Annotated in this window: 15 protein-coding genes; 5 read left to right on the forward strand and 10 right to left on the reverse strand. The window is 66.7% G+C overall.

What is annotated here, in order from left to right:
* Window positions 1-20: 20 nt before the first annotated feature.
* Window positions 21-1,790 carry an acetyl/propionyl/methylcrotonyl-CoA carboxylase subunit alpha gene (locus tag AC1M2K_RS02140; RefSeq protein ID WP_480239652.1) on the forward strand — a complete coding sequence of 590 codons (1,770 nt, stop codon included), beginning with the start codon at window positions 21-23 and terminating at the stop codon, window positions 1,788-1,790.
* A gap of 247 nt (window positions 1,791-2,037) precedes the next feature.
* On the opposite strand, the gene AC1M2K_RS02145 is transcribed toward AC1M2K_RS02140, so the two are convergent.
* Window positions 2,038-3,474 carry an NAD(P)H-quinone dehydrogenase gene (locus AC1M2K_RS02145; RefSeq protein WP_480237772.1) on the reverse strand — a complete coding sequence of 479 codons (1,437 nt, stop codon included), beginning with the start codon at window positions 3,472-3,474 and terminating at the stop codon, window positions 2,038-2,040.
* A 170-nt stretch (window positions 3,475-3,644) separates the two neighbouring features.
* Here AC1M2K_RS02145 and AC1M2K_RS02150 point away from each other — a divergent pair, with 170 nt between their 5' ends.
* Window positions 3,645-4,478 carry a purine-nucleoside phosphorylase gene (locus AC1M2K_RS02150; protein WP_480237773.1) on the forward strand — a complete coding sequence of 278 codons (834 nt, stop codon included), beginning with the start codon at window positions 3,645-3,647 and terminating at the stop codon, window positions 4,476-4,478.
* Window positions 4,478-6,169: a phospho-sugar mutase gene (locus tag AC1M2K_RS02155; RefSeq protein WP_480239653.1), complete on the forward strand. Its 1,692-nt coding sequence runs from the start codon at window positions 4,478-4,480 to the stop codon at window positions 6,167-6,169. Before AC1M2K_RS02150 ends, AC1M2K_RS02155 begins: the two co-directional genes overlap by 1 nt.
* Before the next feature lie 19 nt (window positions 6,170-6,188).
* On the opposite strand, the gene AC1M2K_RS02160 is transcribed toward AC1M2K_RS02155, so the two are convergent.
* The 3 genes from AC1M2K_RS02160 to AC1M2K_RS02170 form a co-directional block, all read right to left on the reverse strand.
* A complete protein-coding gene (locus tag AC1M2K_RS02160; RefSeq protein ID WP_480239654.1) occupies window positions 6,189-6,461 on the reverse strand; it encodes a PTS sugar transporter subunit IIB in 273 nt (90 codons plus the stop codon).
* A gap of 23 nt (window positions 6,462-6,484) precedes the next feature.
* The gene (locus AC1M2K_RS02165; RefSeq protein WP_480240794.1) at window positions 6,485-6,931 is read right to left on the reverse strand and encodes a PTS sugar transporter subunit IIA; all 447 of its coding nucleotides are present in this window, start codon (window positions 6,929-6,931) and stop codon (window positions 6,485-6,487) included.
* Window positions 6,932-7,012: 81 nt separating this feature from the next.
* Window positions 7,013-8,143 (reverse strand): adenosine deaminase, encoded by a 1,131-nt coding sequence (locus AC1M2K_RS02170; protein ID WP_480239655.1) that lies wholly within the window; start codon window positions 8,141-8,143, stop codon window positions 7,013-7,015.
* An 80-nt stretch (window positions 8,144-8,223) separates the two neighbouring features.
* Between AC1M2K_RS02170 and uriH the strand changes: the two genes are divergently transcribed.
* Window positions 8,224-9,168 (forward strand): uridine-preferring nucleoside hydrolase UriH, encoded by a 945-nt coding sequence (gene uriH / locus AC1M2K_RS02175; protein WP_480239656.1) that lies wholly within the window; start codon window positions 8,224-8,226, stop codon window positions 9,166-9,168.
* Window positions 9,169-9,279: 111 nt separating this feature from the next.
* Here the strand turns inward: uriH and AC1M2K_RS02180 are convergent, their stop codons facing one another.
* From AC1M2K_RS02180 to AC1M2K_RS02205, 6 genes are all read right to left on the reverse strand, one after another.
* A complete protein-coding gene (locus tag AC1M2K_RS02180) occupies window positions 9,280-10,587 on the reverse strand; it encodes a thymidine phosphorylase (RefSeq protein WP_480239657.1) in 1,308 nt (435 codons plus the stop codon).
* On the reverse strand, window positions 10,574-10,999 hold the full coding sequence (locus AC1M2K_RS02185) for a cytidine deaminase (protein WP_480237779.1): 426 nt from the start codon (window positions 10,997-10,999) through the stop codon (window positions 10,574-10,576). The genes AC1M2K_RS02180 and AC1M2K_RS02185 overlap by 14 nt, the downstream gene beginning before the upstream one ends.
* A 12-nt stretch (window positions 11,000-11,011) precedes the next feature.
* Window positions 11,012-12,295, reverse strand: a complete 1,284-nt coding sequence (locus AC1M2K_RS02190) for an ABC transporter permease (protein ID WP_480237780.1) — start codon at window positions 12,293-12,295, stop codon at window positions 11,012-11,014.
* Window positions 12,292-13,566, reverse strand: coding sequence for an ABC transporter permease (locus tag AC1M2K_RS02195; RefSeq protein WP_480237781.1), 1,275 nt, complete (start codon window positions 13,564-13,566; stop codon window positions 12,292-12,294). Before AC1M2K_RS02195 ends, AC1M2K_RS02190 begins: the two co-directional genes overlap by 4 nt.
* A complete protein-coding gene (locus tag AC1M2K_RS02200) occupies window positions 13,563-15,077 on the reverse strand; it encodes an ABC transporter ATP-binding protein (protein ID WP_480239658.1) in 1,515 nt (504 codons plus the stop codon). Before AC1M2K_RS02200 ends, AC1M2K_RS02195 begins: the two co-directional genes overlap by 4 nt.
* 85 nt (window positions 15,078-15,162) lie before the next feature.
* Entirely contained in the window at window positions 15,163-16,248 is a 1,086-nt protein-coding gene (locus AC1M2K_RS02205; protein WP_480237783.1) for a BMP family lipoprotein, read from the reverse strand.
* A gap of 264 nt (window positions 16,249-16,512) precedes the next feature.
* Between AC1M2K_RS02205 and AC1M2K_RS02210 the strand changes: the two genes are divergently transcribed.
* Window positions 16,513-17,442, forward strand: a complete 930-nt coding sequence (locus AC1M2K_RS02210; RefSeq protein ID WP_480239659.1) for a 5'-3' exonuclease — start codon at window positions 16,513-16,515, stop codon at window positions 17,440-17,442.
* Window positions 17,443-17,444 lie beyond the last annotated feature (2 nt).

The raw sequence follows: 17,444 nt of genomic DNA on the forward strand, positions 1-17,444 counted from the left end.
GGGCAATAGGCTAGGGAACTGTGTCGCGTATATCCAAGGTCCTCATTGCCAATCGGGGCGAAATAGCCGTCCGAGTGATCCGCGCAGCGCGCGACAGCGGGATCGGCTCGGTCGCCGTCTACGCCGACCAGGACCGTGACGCCATGCACGCGAAGCTGGCCGACGAAGCGTACGCGCTCGACGGCTCGACGAGCGCTGAAACCTACCTCGTCATCGACAAGATCCTGTCGATCGCCCGCCGGTCAGGCGCAGACGCCATCCACCCGGGGTACGGCTTCCTCGCCGAGAACGCCGACTTCGCCCGTGCCGTGATCGCGTCGGGGCTGATCTGGATCGGACCGTCGCCCGAAGCGATCGAGAAGCTCGGCGACAAGGTCTCAGCACGTCACGTGGCCCAGAAGGTCGGAGCCCCGCTCGCCCCTGGCACGCTCAACCCCGTCTCAGGAGCCGAAGAAGTGCTCGCGTTCGTCGATGAGCACGGCCTTCCCGTCGCCATCAAGGCGGCATTCGGTGGCGGTGGCCGTGGCCTCAAGATCGCCCGCGAACGTGACGAGGTCGCCGAGGCGTTCGACTCGGCCACCAGGGAGGCGATCGCCGCCTTCGGCCGCGGTGAGTGCTTCGTTGAGAAGTACCTCGACCAGCCACGCCACGTCGAGACGCAGTGCCTGGCAGACGTCGACGGGAATGTCGTCGTGGTCTCCACGCGCGACTGCTCCCTGCAGCGCAGACACCAGAAGCTCGTCGAGGAGGCGCCTGCGCCGTTCCTGACCGACGAGCAGAACGATCTGCTGTACAGCGCCTCGAAGGCGATCCTCAAAGAGGTCGGCTACGTCGGCGCAGGGACCTGCGAGTTCCTCATCGGCAAGGACGGCACCGTCTCCTTCCTCGAGGTCAACACCCGGCTGCAGGTCGAACACCCGGTCTCAGAGGAGATCACCGGGATCGACCTCGTGCGCGAACAGTTCAGGCTCGCCGAGGGCGGCATCCTCGACTACGAAGACCCCATCCCGCAGGGCCACTCGATCGAGTTCCGCATCAACGGTGAAGACCCGGGTCGCGGTTTCCTCCCCCAGCCCGGACCGATCCACGTGTTCAAGACCTTCGGCGGTCCAGGCATCCGCCTCGACTCCGGCGTCACCGCCGGCGACGAGATCTCTGGTGCGTTCGATTCGCTGCTCGGCAAGATCATCGTCACCGGCGCGGACCGCGAGCAGGCGCTCGAGCGTTCCCGCCGTGCCCTCGACGAGTTCGAGGTCTCCGGCCTTCCCACCGTGATCCCGTTCCACCGCAAGATCGTGCGCGACCCGGCCTTCACCGCCGAGAACGGCGTGTTCGGCATCTACACGCGCTGGATCGAGACCGAGTTCGACAACGACATCGAGCCCTGGGACGGCGAGTTCGACGGCCCGAAGGCATCGACCACACGGCACAGCGTCGTCGTCGAGGTCGAAGGCAAGCGCATCGAAGTGAGCCTCCCCACGAGTCTCATCCCCGGCGCCGGCGGTACGGGACGCGCGCTCGCCCCCGCTCCGAAACGGCACGGCGGATCGGGAACGGTCAGCTCGGCGACGGGCGACGCTGTCGCATCGCCGATGCAGGCCACGATCGTGAAGCTCGCTGTCATCGACGGCCAGGAAGTCGTCAAGGGCGACCTCGTGGTCGTGCTCGAGGCGATGAAGATGGAACAGCCCATCACCGCCCACAAGGACGGCACCATCGGCAACGTGAACGCCGATGTCGGCGCGACCGTGTCGAGCGGGCACCAGCTGCTGACGATCACCTCGGCGTAGCAGGCGCCCCATCACGTCCGGTCGGCGGATGCCGGCGGTCGCGCTCATCTGTCACCAACGGCGGTTACGCGACCCGTTCGGCGCACTTCGTGACACATGAAACCGACACCGGCGTTCATACGAACAGCGCTGTGGGCGGTCATCCGTCGCATATGCCGGTTCCTGGACCCACGTGTCGACATTTGCGACGGAGTGAACCCCAATGAGACGTACCAGCGACATACGGCCGCCACCGGCAGACGCGACGTCAGTTGACGATGTGCATCGCCTTCGCGGCATCCGTGATGCTGCCGGTCAGCGACGGGTACACGGCGAACGCTCGCGCGATCTCGTCGACGTTGAGCCGGTGCTCGACGGCAATCGCGAGGGGGAAGATGAGCTCGCTGGCCTTCGGCGCCACGATGACGCCTCCGATGACCGTGCCGGAGCCGGTGCGGGCGAAGAGCTTGACGAAGCCATCCTTGATGCCGAGCATCTTGGCCCGCGGGTTCGACTTGAGCGGCAGTTTGTAGATCACGCCCTGGGCGATGCCGTCCTCGATCTGCTTCTGGGTCCAGCCGACCGTGGCGATCTCCGGCTGGGTGAAGATGTTCGCCGCGACGTTGCGCAGCTCGGTGGGGTTCACGGCGTCGCCCATGGCGTGGAAGATGGCTGAGCGTCCCTGCATCGACGCGACGGATGCCAGCGGCATGAACGTCGTGCAGTCGCCGGCGGCGTAGATATTGGGGATCGACGTGCGGGCGACACGGTTGACCCGGATGTGACCGGACTCGGTCATCTGGACGCCGGCCTCTTCCAGCCCGATGCCTGCCGTGTTCGGAATGGCGCCGACGGCCATGAGGCAGTGGCTTCCTTCGACGGTCCTGCCGTCGGAGAGCGTGGCGACGACGCCGTTCTCGGTGCGCACGACGCTCGACGCCCGCGACTTCGAGAGCACGGTCATGCCCTGCCGTTTGAAGACCTTCTCGATCACCGCTGCGGCGTCGGCGTCCTCCCCAGGCAGGACCTGGTCGCGGCTGGAGATGAGGGTGACTTCAGAGCCGAGCGCCCGGTAGGCGGAGGCGAACTCGGCGCCGGTGACGCCGGAACCGACGACGATGAGGTGCTCGGGGCAGGCCTTGAGGTTGTAGAGCTGGGTCCAGCTGAGGATGCGTTCGCCGTCTGGCATGGCCGACGGGAGCTGGCGGGGGCTGCCGCCGACGGAGACGACGATGGTGTCTGCCTCGACGCGGTCGAAGTCCGTTCCGCGGCCACCTGCTTCGGTCGACACGATGACGGCGTCGCGGCCGTCGAGTCGGCCGTCGCCGTTGACGATCCTCACACCGGCCTGCTCGAGGTTGGAGCGCATGTCCTCGGACTGCTGGCGGGCAAGGCCGAGCAGCCGCTTGTTGACGGCGGCGAGGTTGACGGTGACCTCAGGCTTGACCGGCTTGCCGTCTGCACTGCGGGCGAAGAACTGAACGCCGAGCTCGCTGGCGCCGCGGACGGCGTTGGTGGCTTCGGCGGTGGCGATGAGGGTCTTCGACGGCACGACGTCGGTGATGACGGCTGCTCCACCGACACCGGTGCGCTCGATGAGCGTGACGTCCGCGCCGAGCTGTGCGCCCGCGAGGGCGGCCTCATAGCCGCCGGGGCCACCTCCGAGTACAGCGATCCGTTGTTTGCGCTCGAACTCGTAGGTCATTGCTCCATTGTCGCAGCCCGGAACACCGTCACCAAAACGCGGACGGTCGGCAGATCCGCATGAGCGCGCGGATCCGGGACAACAGCGTCGCGTCGTGCTCAGATGTTGCCCGCCGCAGGCATCCGTTCGAATTCCCGTCCCCACAGCTGCGCGGCAAATATGATGGGGGAATGTCAGACGCTCCAGGAAACCCGCTCGACGATCGTTCCGCCGATCCCTTCGCCATCGCGCAGCGCGCTGCCGCCCAGATCGCTGAGAAGACCGGCGTCGAACGGCACGAGATCGCCCTCACCCTCGGCTCAGGCTGGGGTAAGGCCGCCGAGCTGATCGGTGAGACGACGGCAACGATCCCCGCACACGAGATCGAGGGATTCTCCCGCCCTGCCCTCGAGGGCCACGTCGGCACGCTCCGGTCCGTGCTCCTGCCGAGCGGTAAGCGCGCCCTCGTCATCGGCGCACGCACCCACTACTACGAAGGCCACGGCGTGCGCAGGGTCGTGCACAGCGTGCGGACCGCTGCGGCTGCTGGCGCCACGACGATGATCCTCACCAACGGTGCTGGCGGCATCAAGGAGACCTGGGCTCCTGGCACCCCTGTCCTGATCAGCGACCACATCAACCTCACCGCCGATTCACCGCTCGAGGGCGCGACCTTCATCGACCTCACCGACCTGTACTCGTCCCGTCTGCGGGCGCTGGCCCACAGCATCGACGCCACCCTGGATGAGGGTGTGTACTGCCAGTTCCGCGGGCCGCACTACGAGACCCCGGCCGAGGTGCAGATGGCGAAGACGATCGGAGGCCACATCGTCGGCATGTCGACCGCGCTCGAGGCGATCGCCGCGCGGCAGGCGGGCATGGAGGTCCTCGGCCTCTCCCTCATCACCAACCTCGCAGCGGGCATCCAGTCGACGCCGCTGAGCCACCAGGAGGTCCTCGAGGCCGGCCGCGACGCCGAACCCGTCATCAGCGCGCTCCTGGCCCGGATCGTGGCAGCACTGTGATGAACGACGCCGGAGCCGGCCACATCCTCACCGTGGCCCAGGCCTGGCTGAACCAGGACCCGGACCCGGAGACCAGGGACGAACTCGGAACACTCATCCGGGATGCCCAGGGCGGCAGTGAGCCGGCCCTCGACGAATTGCACAGCCGGTTCGACACCCGCCTCGAGTTCGGGACCGCAGGGCTCCGCGGCCGTATCGAGGCGGGATCCGCCCGGATGAACCGCGTGCTCGTCTCGCAGGCCGCCGCCGGTCTCGCCGCGTTCCTGCTCGAGCGCGAACCTGGGGCGACGCCCAGTGTCGTCATCGGCTACGACGGCCGGAGGAACTCGCGGGTCTTCGCGACGGACACCGCCGAGATCATGGCGGGGGCCGGCATCCGCGCGATCCTGCTCCCCCGCCTGCTTCCGACACCTGTGCTCGCCTTCGCGGTCCGCCACCTCGACGCCTCCGCCGGCGTGATGGTCACCGCCAGTCACAACCCGCCCGCAGACAACGGATACAAGGTGTACCTCGGCGGCGCCGACCAGGGTTCCCAGATCGTGTCCCCCGCCGACGCGGAGATCGAGGCCCACATCTCGCGCGTGGCCACCTCGGGCAACGTCCTCGAACTGGCCAGGAGCACCGAATACGCCACGGCGGGCGACGACGTCGTCGACGCATACGTCGACGCGACGGTGGCGAGCATCCCGGTTGAACCGGTCGAGCTCAAGGTGGTCTACACGGCCATGCACGGTGTCGGCTGGGAGACGTTCTCCCGCGTCGCCACGAAGGCCGGTCTCACCCTCCCGCACTCGGTGCGCGAGCAGCAGGAACCAGACCCGGACTTCCCGACCGTGGCGTTCCCCAACCCGGAGGAGCCAGGCGCGCTCGACCTCTCATACGCTCTCGCGCGTGAAACCGGCGCCGAGCTCATCGTCGCCAACGACCCCGACGCCGACCGGCTCTCGATCGCGGTCCCTGACGCGTCCCATCCGGAGGGCTACCGGCAGCTCTCCGGCAACGAGGTCGGTGCCATCCTCGGCTGGCGCGCAGCCGTCCTCAACGCCGAACAGCCGACGCCCGGCGGCGTTCTCGCCTGCTCGATCGTGTCTTCCCCGGCCCTCGCCGCTGTCGCCAGAGAGTACGAGCTGGACTTCGTCGAGACGCTCACCGGCTTCAAGTGGGTCTCCCGTGTGCCGAACCTGATCTTCGGCTACGAGGAGGCACTCGGCTACCTCGTCAATCCGGGGACTGTCCGCGACAAGGACGGCATCTCTGCAGCCATCGACTTCCTCGCCATGACCTGCTTCTTCAAGGCGCAGAACATCACCATCGAGCGCGTGCTCGAGGCGTTCGCAGAGAAGTTCGGCTACTTCGCCAGCGACCAGCTCTCGCTGCGGGTCACCGACCTGTCCGACATCGCGGCGATCATGGCCCACCTGAGGGCGGAGCCGCTCGAGAGCCTCGGCGGGATCGCCGTCTCCGGCATCGACGACCTGCGCGACGGGTCCGGTGACCTTCCTCCGACGGATGCTCTCCGGTTCCGGCTCGAGGACGGCTCACGCGTGATGGCGCGGCCGAGCGGCACCGAACCGAAGATCAAGTTCTATCTGGACGTGCACCGCCCGATCGAGCAGCGGGGCGAGGCCTCGGATGTCCTCGCTGCCGTCAAGGCCGAGTTGCAGGAGATCGCTGCGACGGCGACCGCCTGACACCCGGCGACGTGAGGCGTCAACCCAGGGCGCGCTCGAGCTTTTCGGTGATCTCTTCGAGGTCGAAGTAGTTGTTGATGACGACGACGTCGGCGAAGGTCTTGCCGATCTTGTCGACCAGCTCGGGCGACGTCAGGATGACCTGCGCGTCAGCAGCGGCGGCGGCGAGGCCCGCGACGTCGGACGCCGTCACATCCGCTTCGATCTCGAGTCGTTGGAGCACACGTTCGGCGTTGACCTTGAGGATGCCGGATGTTCCGACACCGGCACCGCAGATGGCGACGATTTTCATGGGGTCTCCTGGCTCGTTGCTGACTACTCAGTCGCGTTGAGCACGCGGCGGACGTCGTCAGGGGTTGCGGCTGATGCGACGGCCGGGATCGCCTCCCGGTCGTTGAAGACGTTGGCGAGGTCCGCCACGGAGGTCACGTGCGACTCCGGGGTGGTGACGGCGAGTCCGAGGACGACGCTCACCGGGTCGTTGTGCGGGTGCCCGAAGGCCACGGGTTCAGCGAGTGTGACCACGGAGAGCCCCTCACGCGTCACGTCTGCGCCCGGCCGCGCGTGTGCGAGCGCCAGGCCCGGTGCGATCACGATGTACGCGCCGAACTCGTCGATGACCTGGATCATCCGCTCGGTGTACGCGTCCTGGGTCGCCCCGCTTCGCACGAGTGCGGCGCCGGCGAGCCGGACCGCTTCACGCCAGTCCGACGCGGTCGCGCCGAGCTCGATGGCGGAATTCGGAAGAGGGGGCAGGGACATCGTGGTCTCACTTCGAAGGGTGGGGGTGGTCAACCGGCTTCAGCGTATCGGCTCCATGTTCTCCCCCGATCGCCGCGCAGGTCAGGGGCGGTAACTCTCGGCATCCTCGAAGCCTGCCGAAATGATCTCGGCGAGTTCCTCCCGGTCCTCCAGAGGCAGGAACGCGGCACTCGCCGCATTCTGCTGGAACACCTCGAGGTCGTCGATGTCATAGGCGAAGGCATCCGCGAGCAGGCTGAGTTCGCGGGTCAGCGACGTGCCGCTCATCGTGCGGTTGTCGACGTTGACCGTGGTCTTGAATCCGAGCTGGTAGAGCAGGTCGAACGGGTGGTCGACGAGGTCGGTTCCCCACGCCGCGATCGCCCCGGTCTGCAGGTTCGACGACGGGCTCAGCTCGAGGGCGATCTCGCGGTCCTTCACCCACTGGGCCACAGGACCGAGGGAGACGTATGTGCCCTCGTCGTCGCTGCGTTCGACGGTGATGTCCTCGGCGATGCGCACGCCGTGTCCGAGGCGCAGGGCCCGGCCGTCGAAGAGCGCGCTCTTGATCGAGTCGACGCCGTCGGCCTCGCCGGCGTGGACGGTGACCGGGAAGTATTCCTGGGCGAGGAAGTCGAAGGCGACGCGGTGGCGGCTGGCCGGGAAGCCGGCTTCGGCGCCGGCGATGTCGAAGCCGACGACGCCGTTCCCGCGGTGGCGGACGGCCAGCTCGGCGATCTCGAGCCCACGGTCGGCGTGCCTCATCGCGGTGACCAGCTGCCCGACCTGGATGCCGCGGCCGGCGCGTTCGGCGTCTTCCATTCCCTGGTCGATGCCTTCCTGCACGGCTTCGACGACCTGGTCGAGGCTGAGGCCACGGGCCAGGTGCTGCTCGGGCGCCCAGCGGACTTCACCGTAGATGACGCCGTCGGCCGCGAGGTCCTGCACGAACTCGCGGGCGACGCGGGCGAGTCCTTCCTCCGTCTGCATGACGGCCGTGGTGAGGTCGAACGTCTTGAGATAGTCGACCAGGTTTCCGGCATCGCACTGGGCGAGGAACCAGGCGGCGAGCCGTCCGGCATCCGCCTCTGGGACGTCGACGCCGACGGCATCCGCGAGTTCGATGATGGTCTGTGGGCGCACGCCTCCGTCGAGGTGATCGTGCAGCGAGATCTTCGGCAGAGCGGCGATGTCGACGCCGTTGGGAAGCTGGTACTGGTTCTCAGAAGTCACCCGCCAAGACTACCGCTCAGCCCCGTGCCGCGCACTGGTCGGGGCATCCGTTCGCGCCCGTCGCGATCTAGGCTTGGGCAATGCCGACTCCCATCCTGCTCGACTGCGATCCCGGCCACGACGACGCGATCGCCCTGCTGCTCGCCCACGGAAATCCTGACATCGAGCTTCTCGGCGTCACCACGGTGATGGGCAACCAGACGCTCGAGAAGGTGACCAGGAACGCGCTCTCGGTCGCCCGTGTCGGCGGGATCACCGGCATCCCGTTCGCTGCCGGATGCGCCCGCCCGCTGGTTCGCGAGCTGAGGACGGCCCCGTCGATCCACGGTGAGTCGGGGCTCGACGGGCCGGCGCTGCCCGAACCGGTGCTCGAGCTCGATCAGCGTCACGCCGTCGACCTCATCATCGACACGATCATGGAACACCCTGCAGGCACTGTCACGCTGGTGCCGACGGGCGCGCTGACGAACATCGCCCTTGCCGCCAGGAAGGAGCCGCGGATCGTCAGCCGGGTGAAGGAGGTCGTCCTGATGGGCGGCGGGTACAGCACCGGGAACTGGTCGGCCGTGGCGGAGTTCAACATCGTCATCGACCCCGAAGCTGCGCACATCGTCTTCAACGAGAGCTGGCCGCTGACCATGGTCGGACTCGACGTCACCCATCAGGCGCTGGCAACCCAGGACGTCGTCGAGCGCATCGCTGCGATCGGCACCGCTCCGGCCCGCTTCGTCGGTGAACTGCTGGATTTCTTCGCCGAGACCTACCGCGAGGTGCAGGGCTTCGACGCTCCCCCTGTGCACGACGCGTGCGCTGTGGGCTACGTGATCGACCCGTCGGTGCTGCAGGTGCGCCGGGTGCCCCTCGATGTCGAACTCTCGGGATCGCTCACGCTCGGTATGACGGTGGCGGACTTCCGTGCTCCTGCGCCGGCTGACTGCACCACCCAGGTCGCGGTCGGGCTCGACGTGGAGCGGTTCTGGGATCTCGTGGTCGACGCGCTGGTGCGCGTGGGCGACCCGGCGTAGCTACTGATACTGCGGGCGGGCGTTCATCCGTCGCAAATGTCGAGAACACCGCCGCAAACCGCTTCATGGTGACGGATGAACGGGACGGATGCGAGCGCGGCGTACGCGTGCCTACTGGATGCGGGCGCGCACCAGCGGCTCGGGCGTGAACGCGGTACCGGGCGCCGCGATCTCGTACGCGCCCTCGATCGCCTCGAGCGCCCGCGGGAAACGACCCGCGTCGTCGGCCGAAAGGGTGAACAGCGGCTGACCAGCGCGCACGGTGTCGCCCGGCTTCGCGTGCAGGTCGACACCTGAGGCGTGAAGCACCGGGTCCTGCGCACGCGCACGGCCCGCGCCGAGGCGCCACGCGGCGATGCCGAACGGCAACGCCTCCTGTCGCACCAGCACGCCGTCGGCGTCTGCCGTAACCGTGTGGGTTTCGCGCGCGACCGGCAGTGCTGCATCCGGGTCGCCACCCTGCGCCTGGATCGACCGGCGCCAGGTGTCCATGGCCCGTCCGTCCGCGAGGGCTTCCTCGACGTCGGCGTCCGGCTGCCCGGCCAGCGTGAGCATCTCCCGCGCGAGCGCGACAGTGAGTTCCACGATGTCGGAGGGTCCGCCACCGGCGAGTACTTCGACCGACTCGCGCACCTCGTTGGCGTTGCCGATCGCGAGGCCGAGCGGCACGCTCATGTTCGTGAGCAGCGCTGAGGTCTTCACCCCGGCATCCTGACCGAGCGACACCATCGTGCGCGCGAGCTCCTCGGCCTTCGCGTAGTCCTTCATGAACGCGCCCGAGCCGAACTTCACGTCGAGCACCAGCGCACTCGTGCCCTCGGCGATCTTTTTCGACATGATCGATGAGGCGATGAGCGGGATGGCCTCGACCGTTCCGGTGATATCGCGCAGCGCGTACAGACGCTTGTCCGCCGGAGCCAGCCCTGCGCCCGCTGCGCAGATCACACCGCCGACGTCACGGAGGATGTCGAACATCTCCTCATTGGAGAGGTCGGCGCGCCAGCCGGGGATCGACTCGAGCTTGTCGAGGGTTCCACCGGTGTGCCCGAGACCGCGGCCGGAGAGCTGAGGGACGGCCACGCCGAAGGATGCCACGAGCGGCATGAGCGGGAGGGTGATCTTGTCGCCCACCCCACCCGTGGAGTGCTTGTCGACGGTGGTCTTGCCGAGGGTGGAGAAGTCCATGGTCTCGCCGGAGGCGATCATGGCAAGCGTCATGTCGCGGATCTCGCGACGGCTCATCCCGTTGAGCAGGATGGCCATGGCCATCGCCGCCATCTGCTCGTTCCCCACGTATTCGCGCGTGTACGCGTCGATCAGCCAGTTGACCTCGTCGGTCGCCAGCTCGCCCTTGTCGCGCTTGGTGCGGATGAGGTCGACGGCGTCGAACGGTTCGAGTGCGGCGTCAGATGCGGTCATCGCTGGGTACCCCTGCGTATTCGTTGAGCGTGCGGGGGCCGAAGGCGTCCGGGAGGACCTCGTCGATGGTGCGGATGCCTGACACGGTCTCGAGGAGCATCCCAGGCACCGCGTGCTCGAAGAGCAGCTGACGGCAGCGGCCGCACGGCATGAGCGTGTTGCCCTCGCCGTCGACACAGGTGAAAGCGACGAGCTGCCCGCCCCCTGACATGTGCAGGGCTGAGACGAGTGCGCACTCCGCGCACAGGGTCAGGCCGTAGCTGGCGTTCTCGACGTTGCACCCGGCGATGATCCGTCCGTCAGTGACGATCGCGGCCGCCCCGACGGGGAACTTCGAGTACGGCACGTATGCCTTCGCCATGGCATCCGTCGCCGCTTCTCGCAGCGCGCCCCAGTCGATTGAATCACCCATCACACTCGCCCCCTATGACTTGATGTACGGTTTGCCGGATGCCGCAGGGCCGCGGACGTATCCGACGAGCCCGGCGACCGCGAAGATGGTCACGACGTACGGCAGCATCAGCAGGAACTCGCTCGGAACACCGGAACCGATGGCACCGAGGACGTTCTGCAGGTTCGTCGCGAAGCCGAACAGAAGCGCGGCAAGGGTCGCCCGGATCGGATCCCACCGGCCGAAGATGACCGCGGCGAGGGCGATGAACCCGGCACCAGCCGTCATCTCCTTGGTGAAGCCTCCGACGGATCCCAGCGTGAAGTACGCACCGCCGAACCCGGCGATCGCGCCGGCGAGGGCGACGTTCCAGAACCGGGTGGGGTTGACCCTGATGCCGACCGTGTCAGCGGCCTGGGGGTGCTCGCCGACCGAGCGGAGCCGCAGGCCCCACTTGGTGTGGAACAGCGCCCACCAGACCACGAAGACCGCGACGTACATGAAGTAGATGATGACGGTCTGGTTGAACAGCACGGGCCCGATGATGGGGATCTCGCTGAGGATCGGGATGCTGATCCTCGGGAAACGCGGCGGCGAGTTGAACAGTGGGGTGTTGCTCGTCAGCACCGTCGAATAGAGGAAGCTCGTCAGCCCGGCGACGAGCACGTTGAGCACGACACCCACGATGACCTGGTCGACGACGTACTTGATCGAGAAGACGGCGAGCAGGAAGCTCACCAGCACACCGGCGACCATCGCGGCGACGAGGCCCACCCAGGGGTTGCCGGTCAGCGATGCGACGAACGCCGAGAGGAACGCCCCGGCGAGGAGCTGGCCCTCGATCGCGACGTTCACCACACCGACACGTTCGGAGATCACGCCGCCGAGCGATCCGAAGATCAGCGGTGCGCTGAGCGCGACTGTTCCGAGCAGCAGCCCGGTGATCGGAATGGTCTCGCCTGCTGCGGCCCAGGTGAGGAACCCCCACATGAACGCGATGGCGAAGAGAATCGTCAGCCACAGCGGGATGCGCTTCGCCTGGCTGGCCAGCCAGGTCGCGTACGCGGTGATGGCGATGAGGATGACGACCACGATGATGCAGGTGACCCGGGTCGGGTTGTCGATGGGCGGCAGCTGGATGACATCAGATTCGTTGGAGAGACGGAACCGGCTGATGCCGTCCCGTCCGTTGACGACGAAGAGGATGATCGCGATCAGGGAGAAGATCGCGTACGCGATCGGCGCCTTCCAGCTCTTGATCGTCGCCGATTCGAGGCTGGCAGAGATGGACTCGGATGCGGTCGTGGTGGTGGTCACTTCGCCTCCACCTCCTTCGAGACGCTCGGCAGCGCTCTGCGGGTTCGGCCCTGCTTCGGCAGGAAGAACACGGCACGGATGAGCGGCGGCGCTGCGATGAAGAGGACGATGAGCGACTGCACGACGGTGACGATGTCGATCGGGATGCCTTCGGCCGCCTGCATGGCGAACCCACCGGCCTTGAACGCACCGAACAGGACGCCCGCGGCGAAGATGCCCCACGGCTTGCTCCGGCCGAGCAGGGCGACGGTGATGGCGTCGAAGCCGATGCCGGCGTCGATGCCGGCGGAGAAGCCGGTGGTCACCGTTCCGAGCACCTGCATCACCCCGGCGAGGCCGACGAGGCCACCGGAGATGAGCATCGCGTAGACGTAGGTGTTCTTCACGTTGATACCGGCGACGCGGGCGGCGTTCGGGTTCTCACCGACGGCCCTGAACTGGAAGCCGAGGCTCGACCGGTTGAGCAGCCACCACGCGTAGATCGTCGCAGCGATGACGAGCAGGAAGCCGAGGTGGAGGTTGTACCGTGGTCCGAGGATGTCAGGCAGAATCGCCGTCTCCATCATCGGCGGCGACTTCGGGTTGACCGAATCCGGCGCCTGCAGGAGGCCAGGGGTCCGCAGCATCCAGGAGATGAGGTAGAACGCCACGTAGTTCAGCATGATCGTCAGGATGACCTCGTGGGCGCCTGTGCGGGCCTTGAGCAGCCCGACGATGCCACCCCACAGGGCACCGCCGATGATTCCGGCGATGAGGGCGACGACGAGGTGGACCCCCCACGGGAGTTCGAAGGAGAAACCGACCCACCCGGCGCACGCGGCGGCGATGAGCATCTGTCCTCGACCACCGATGTTGAACAGTCCGACGCGGAAGGCGATGCCGATACCGAGCGCAGCGGCGATCAGCGGCGTCGCGAAGGTGAGGGTCTCCGTCAGCGGTTTGATGGCGTCGAGGAAGTTGTCGCGACGGAAGTTGAAGATCGCGCCCTGGAACAACGCGCCGTACGCTCCGGACACCGCATTCCAGATGGCGGCGAGCGTGTCACCAGGGGCTGCGAAGAAGTATCCGGATGCCGTCTGGACGTCTTCGTTGGTGACCGCGATCAGGACAGCGCCGATCAGCAGGGCGAAGATCACCGCGAGGACCGAGATGATCAGGTTGCCGTTGAGGATGTCGGAGATGATCTGGTTGCTGCGAGGCACCTCCTCCTGGTCGGGTGCCCGCTTCGGCTCGTTGCCCGACGGAGCCGTCGTCGCCGTCGTGTCGCTCACGCGGCGGCTCCGCTCGGGTGCTCGCCGGCCATCATGAGTCCGAGGATGTCCCTGGGGGTGTCCCCCGGAACGATTCCGACGATAGATCCTCTGTACATCACTGCAATCCTGTCTGCGAGCGCGACGACTTCATCGAGCTCTGTGGAGACGACGACGACGGGGATTCCTGCATCCCGCGTCGCGACCATCCTCTTGTGAACGAATTCGATCGAGCCGACGTCGATTCCCCGTGTGGGTTGCGACGCCACGAACAGCTTGAGCTCACGGCTCAGTTCCCGCGCGAGCACGACCTTCTGCTGGTTGCCCCCGGAGAGCCGCCCGGCGCGGGTGCTGATCGATTCGGCCCGGATGTCGAACTCGTCCTTCTTCTCCTGCGCGAACTCGGCGAGGTAGCCGAGCTGCAGGTTGCCGTTTCGGACGAAGGGCGGCCGGTCCGAGCGGTCGAGCATGAGGTTCTCGGCGATGGTGAACTCGCCGACGAGGCCGTCCTCGGTGCGGTCCTCGGGAACGAAGCCGACCCCGGCGTTGAGGATCCTACGCACGCTGAGTCCGGTGAGCGGTTCGCCGTTGAGGCTGATCTCACCCGAGACGCGCGGCTGAAGGCCCATGATCGCTTCGGTGAGCTCCGTCTGGCCGTTGCCCTGGACGCCGGCGATGGCGAGGATCTCGCCTTCGCGAACTTCGAAACTGACGTTGTTGACGACCTTCAGCCCGAGCGGGTCGACGACGTCGAGGTTCTTGACGATGAGACTGGCTGCACCGGGGACCGCCACCTCTTTGTGGACGGTGAGCTCGACGGCGCGACCGACCATGAGCGCGGCCAGTTCCGAATTGGATGCCGTCGGGGATGCCTCCCCCACGACCTTGCCGAGGCGGATGACCGTGATCCGGTCGGCGACTTCCCTCACCTCCCGCAGTTTGTGGGTGATGAAGACGATGGAGGTTCCGTCTTCCTTGAGCTGGCGCATGATGGCCATGAGCTCGTCGGTCTCTTGCGGGGTGAGCACGGCGGTCGGCTCGTCGAAGACGAGGACGCGGGCGTCGCGGGAGAGCGCCTTGATGATCTCGACGCGCTGCTGCACGCCGACCGGAAGGTCGCCGACGAGGGCATCGGGGTCGACGTGGAATCCGAACCTCGCGGAAATCTCGCGCACCTTTGCGCGAGCAGCATCGAGGTCGAGCTTGCCGGCGAAGCCCGTCTGCTCGTGTCCGAGCATGACGTTCTCGGCGACCGTGAAGACGGGAATGAGCATGAAGTGCTGGTGCACCATGCCGATGCCTGCACGCATGGCGTCGCCCGGCCCCGCGAAGTGCTGGACGACGTCGTCGAGCAGGACGTCACCTTCCTCGGCCTGGTAGAGGCCGTAGAGGACGTTCATCAGGGTGGACTTGCCTGCACCGTTCTCGCCGAGCAGGCAGTGGATCTCGCCGGGCTGGATGGTCAGGTCGATGTGGTCGTTGGCAACCAGCGCACCGAATCGTTTGGTGATGCCGCGAAGTTCGAGCTTCATGGGTGAATCCTACGTTCCAACAGTTCGGGGAGACCAGCCGTAGCCGGTCTCCCCGAATCTGTTTACGGGTTGACGTCGAGAGGTGTTACTCGGCCGCAGGCGACGACGGCGAGGTGACCTCGATGGATCCGTCGATGATGCCGGCCTTGATCTCGTCGAGTTCAGCCTGCAGGGTGTCGTTGACCTTGTCCTCGAAGTCGTGGAACGGAGCGATTCCGACACCGTCGTTCTCGAGCGTGCCCACGTACGGGGTGGCGTCGAAGTCACCCTCGCCAGCAGCGATGACGACGTCGTAGACGCCGGACTTCATCTGCTTGAGGATGGAGGTCAGGAACAGCTCCTGGCCCGAATCTGCCGTCTCGTACAGGTCGGCGTCGACACCGATCATGGCGATTTCCTTGCCGGAGTCCGCGATGGCCTCGATGGCGCTGAGGAAGATCGGTCCACCGACCGGGAGGAGCACGTCTGCGTCCTGTCCGATGAGCGTCGTTGCGAGCTGCTTGGCGGTGTCGTTGGCTTCGAAGCCACCGGTGAATGAACCGGTCTGGCCTGCGACATCCCATCCGACGACCTTGACAGCGGCATCCTTCTGCTCGTTGTAGTACGCGACGCCGTCAGCGAACCCGTCCATGAAGATGGTGACGGTCGGGAACTGCATGCCACCGAAGGTTCCGACGACACCGGTCGTCGAGAAGTCAGCAGCGGCGTAGCCGGCCAGGAACGCGGCCTGGGCCGTGTCGTAGATGATCGGCTTGACGTTGTCTGCCTCGATCGAGCTGTCGTCGAGCATGATGAAGTTGACGTCGGGGTTCTCTTCAGCTGCCGCTGCTGTTGCGTCAGCAAGCGCGAAGCCGATGGTCGCGATCAGGTCGCAGCCCTGGTCGACGAGGCTGGTGATGTTCGGTGCGTAGTCGTCCTCGGTGTCTGACTCCACTTCCTTCATCTCCACGCCGAGCTCTTCAGCGGCCTGGACCATGCCCTCGTAGCTGGACTGGTTGAAGGACTTGTCATCGAACCCACCAGCGTCTGAGACGATGCATGGGAGGAAGTCGGGAGCTGCCTCTGTGGGATCTCCGTTGCTGGCTGGAGCCTGTCCACAGCCGGCAAGCAGGGCGATGACGCCTGCAGTGGCAAGGCCGGCGAAAGCGACCTTACGGGTATTGATTGTCAATGTGACCTCCAGGATGCAGCCCTGCGGGACTCGCGAGGGCGGGTATGGGCATACGTTACCGAATGTTACGAAGGCCACGACGCTGTGGATGACTCTCGAAACAGAAGCGTTACATAGCTGTTCGACGCGAGCCTAGAGGGAAGCATCGCGTTACATCAGGCGTCCGCTCTCATGAGCATCGCTCAGAAGCGCCGCTGCTCGGATGAGCACGAAGGTCCGCATGAGAGCACGCCGGGCCGTCGCCCGGCGTGCCATGATCGACTCATGAATGAGCGACTGATGCTCCTCGACACCGCTTCGCTGTACTTCCGCGCATTTCACGGCCTGCCTGACACGCTGAAGTCGCCAGACGGCACCCCGATCAACGCCGTTCGCGGACTCTGCGATTTCATCGCCAGGCTGGTCACCGACTATGAGCCGACGCACCTCATCGCCTGCTGGGACGACGACTGGCGCCCCCAGTGGCGGGTCGACCTCATCCCCAGCTACAAGCAGCACCGGGTGGAACGGGTCGTGGCGGACAGACCGGACATCGAGGAGACCCCTGACCTCCTCGTGGCGCAGATCCCCCTCATCCGCCGGATGCTCACCGCGTTCGGCGTCACCGTGGTCGGCGCCGCGCACCACGAGGCGGACGACGTGATCGGCAGTTTCGCCTCCCAATCGAGCATCCCTGTGGACGTCGTCACAGGCGACCGTGATCTCTTCCAGCTCATCGACGACGACAGCGGCGTCCGCGTCATCTATACCGCCAGGGGAATGAGCAAGCTCGAGGTCCTGACCGAGAGCGTCGTCCTCGAGAAGTACGGAGTGACGGCCGGCCAGTACGCCGATTTCGCCGCGCTTCGGGGTGACACCTCTGACGGGCTCCCCGGCGTCGCCGGCATCGGCGACAAGACGGCCGCGAGTCTGCTCGGGACGTTCGGGACCCTCGACGCCATCATCTCCGCGGCATCGGATCCGGATGCCGAGATGTCCCAGGCATTCCGTGCGAAGATCCGCGGCGCCGCCGACTACCTCGCCGTCGCCCCGACGGTGGTCGAGGTCGTCCGCACCCTCGACCTTCCGCAGACCGACACGCAGATCCGCCCGTTGTCCCCCGACGCGCTCGGCGAGGCCCGCCGGCTGTCCGCGGACCTCGGGCTCGGCGGAGCCGCCGATCGCGCCCTCCGCGCGCTCGGCAACGACGTGTGATC

It is taken from the genome of Mycetocola sp. Y171, from assembly GCF_056713165.1.

Coding starts and splice junctions, on each gene's coding strand:
- AC1M2K_RS02210 (WP_480239659.1), top strand. CDS start 16,513: ATGAATGAGCGACTGATGCTCCTCGACACCGCTTCGCTGTACTTCCGC.
- AC1M2K_RS02150 (WP_480237773.1), top strand. CDS start 3,645: ATGTCAGACGCTCCAGGAAACCCGCTCGACGATCGTTCCGCCGATCCC.
- uriH (WP_480239656.1), top strand. CDS start 8,224: ATGCCGACTCCCATCCTGCTCGACTGCGATCCCGGCCACGACGACGCG.
- AC1M2K_RS02185 (WP_480237779.1), bottom strand. CDS start 10,999: ATGGGTGATTCAATCGACTGGGGCGCGCTGCGAGAAGCGGCGACGGAT.
- AC1M2K_RS02155 (WP_480239653.1), top strand. CDS start 4,478: ATGAACGACGCCGGAGCCGGCCACATCCTCACCGTGGCCCAGGCCTGG.
- AC1M2K_RS02165 (WP_480240794.1), bottom strand. CDS start 6,931: ATGTCCCTGCCCCCTCTTCCGAATTCCGCCATCGAGCTCGGCGCGACC.
- AC1M2K_RS02145 (WP_480237772.1), bottom strand. CDS start 3,474: ATGACCTACGAGTTCGAGCGCAAACAACGGATCGCTGTACTCGGAGGT.
- AC1M2K_RS02160 (WP_480239654.1), bottom strand. CDS start 6,461: ATGAAAATCGTCGCCATCTGCGGTGCCGGTGTCGGAACATCCGGCATC.
- AC1M2K_RS02200 (WP_480239658.1), bottom strand. CDS start 15,077: ATGAAGCTCGAACTTCGCGGCATCACCAAACGATTCGGTGCGCTGGTT.
- AC1M2K_RS02180 (WP_480239657.1), bottom strand. CDS start 10,587: ATGACCGCATCTGACGCCGCACTCGAACCGTTCGACGCCGTCGACCTC.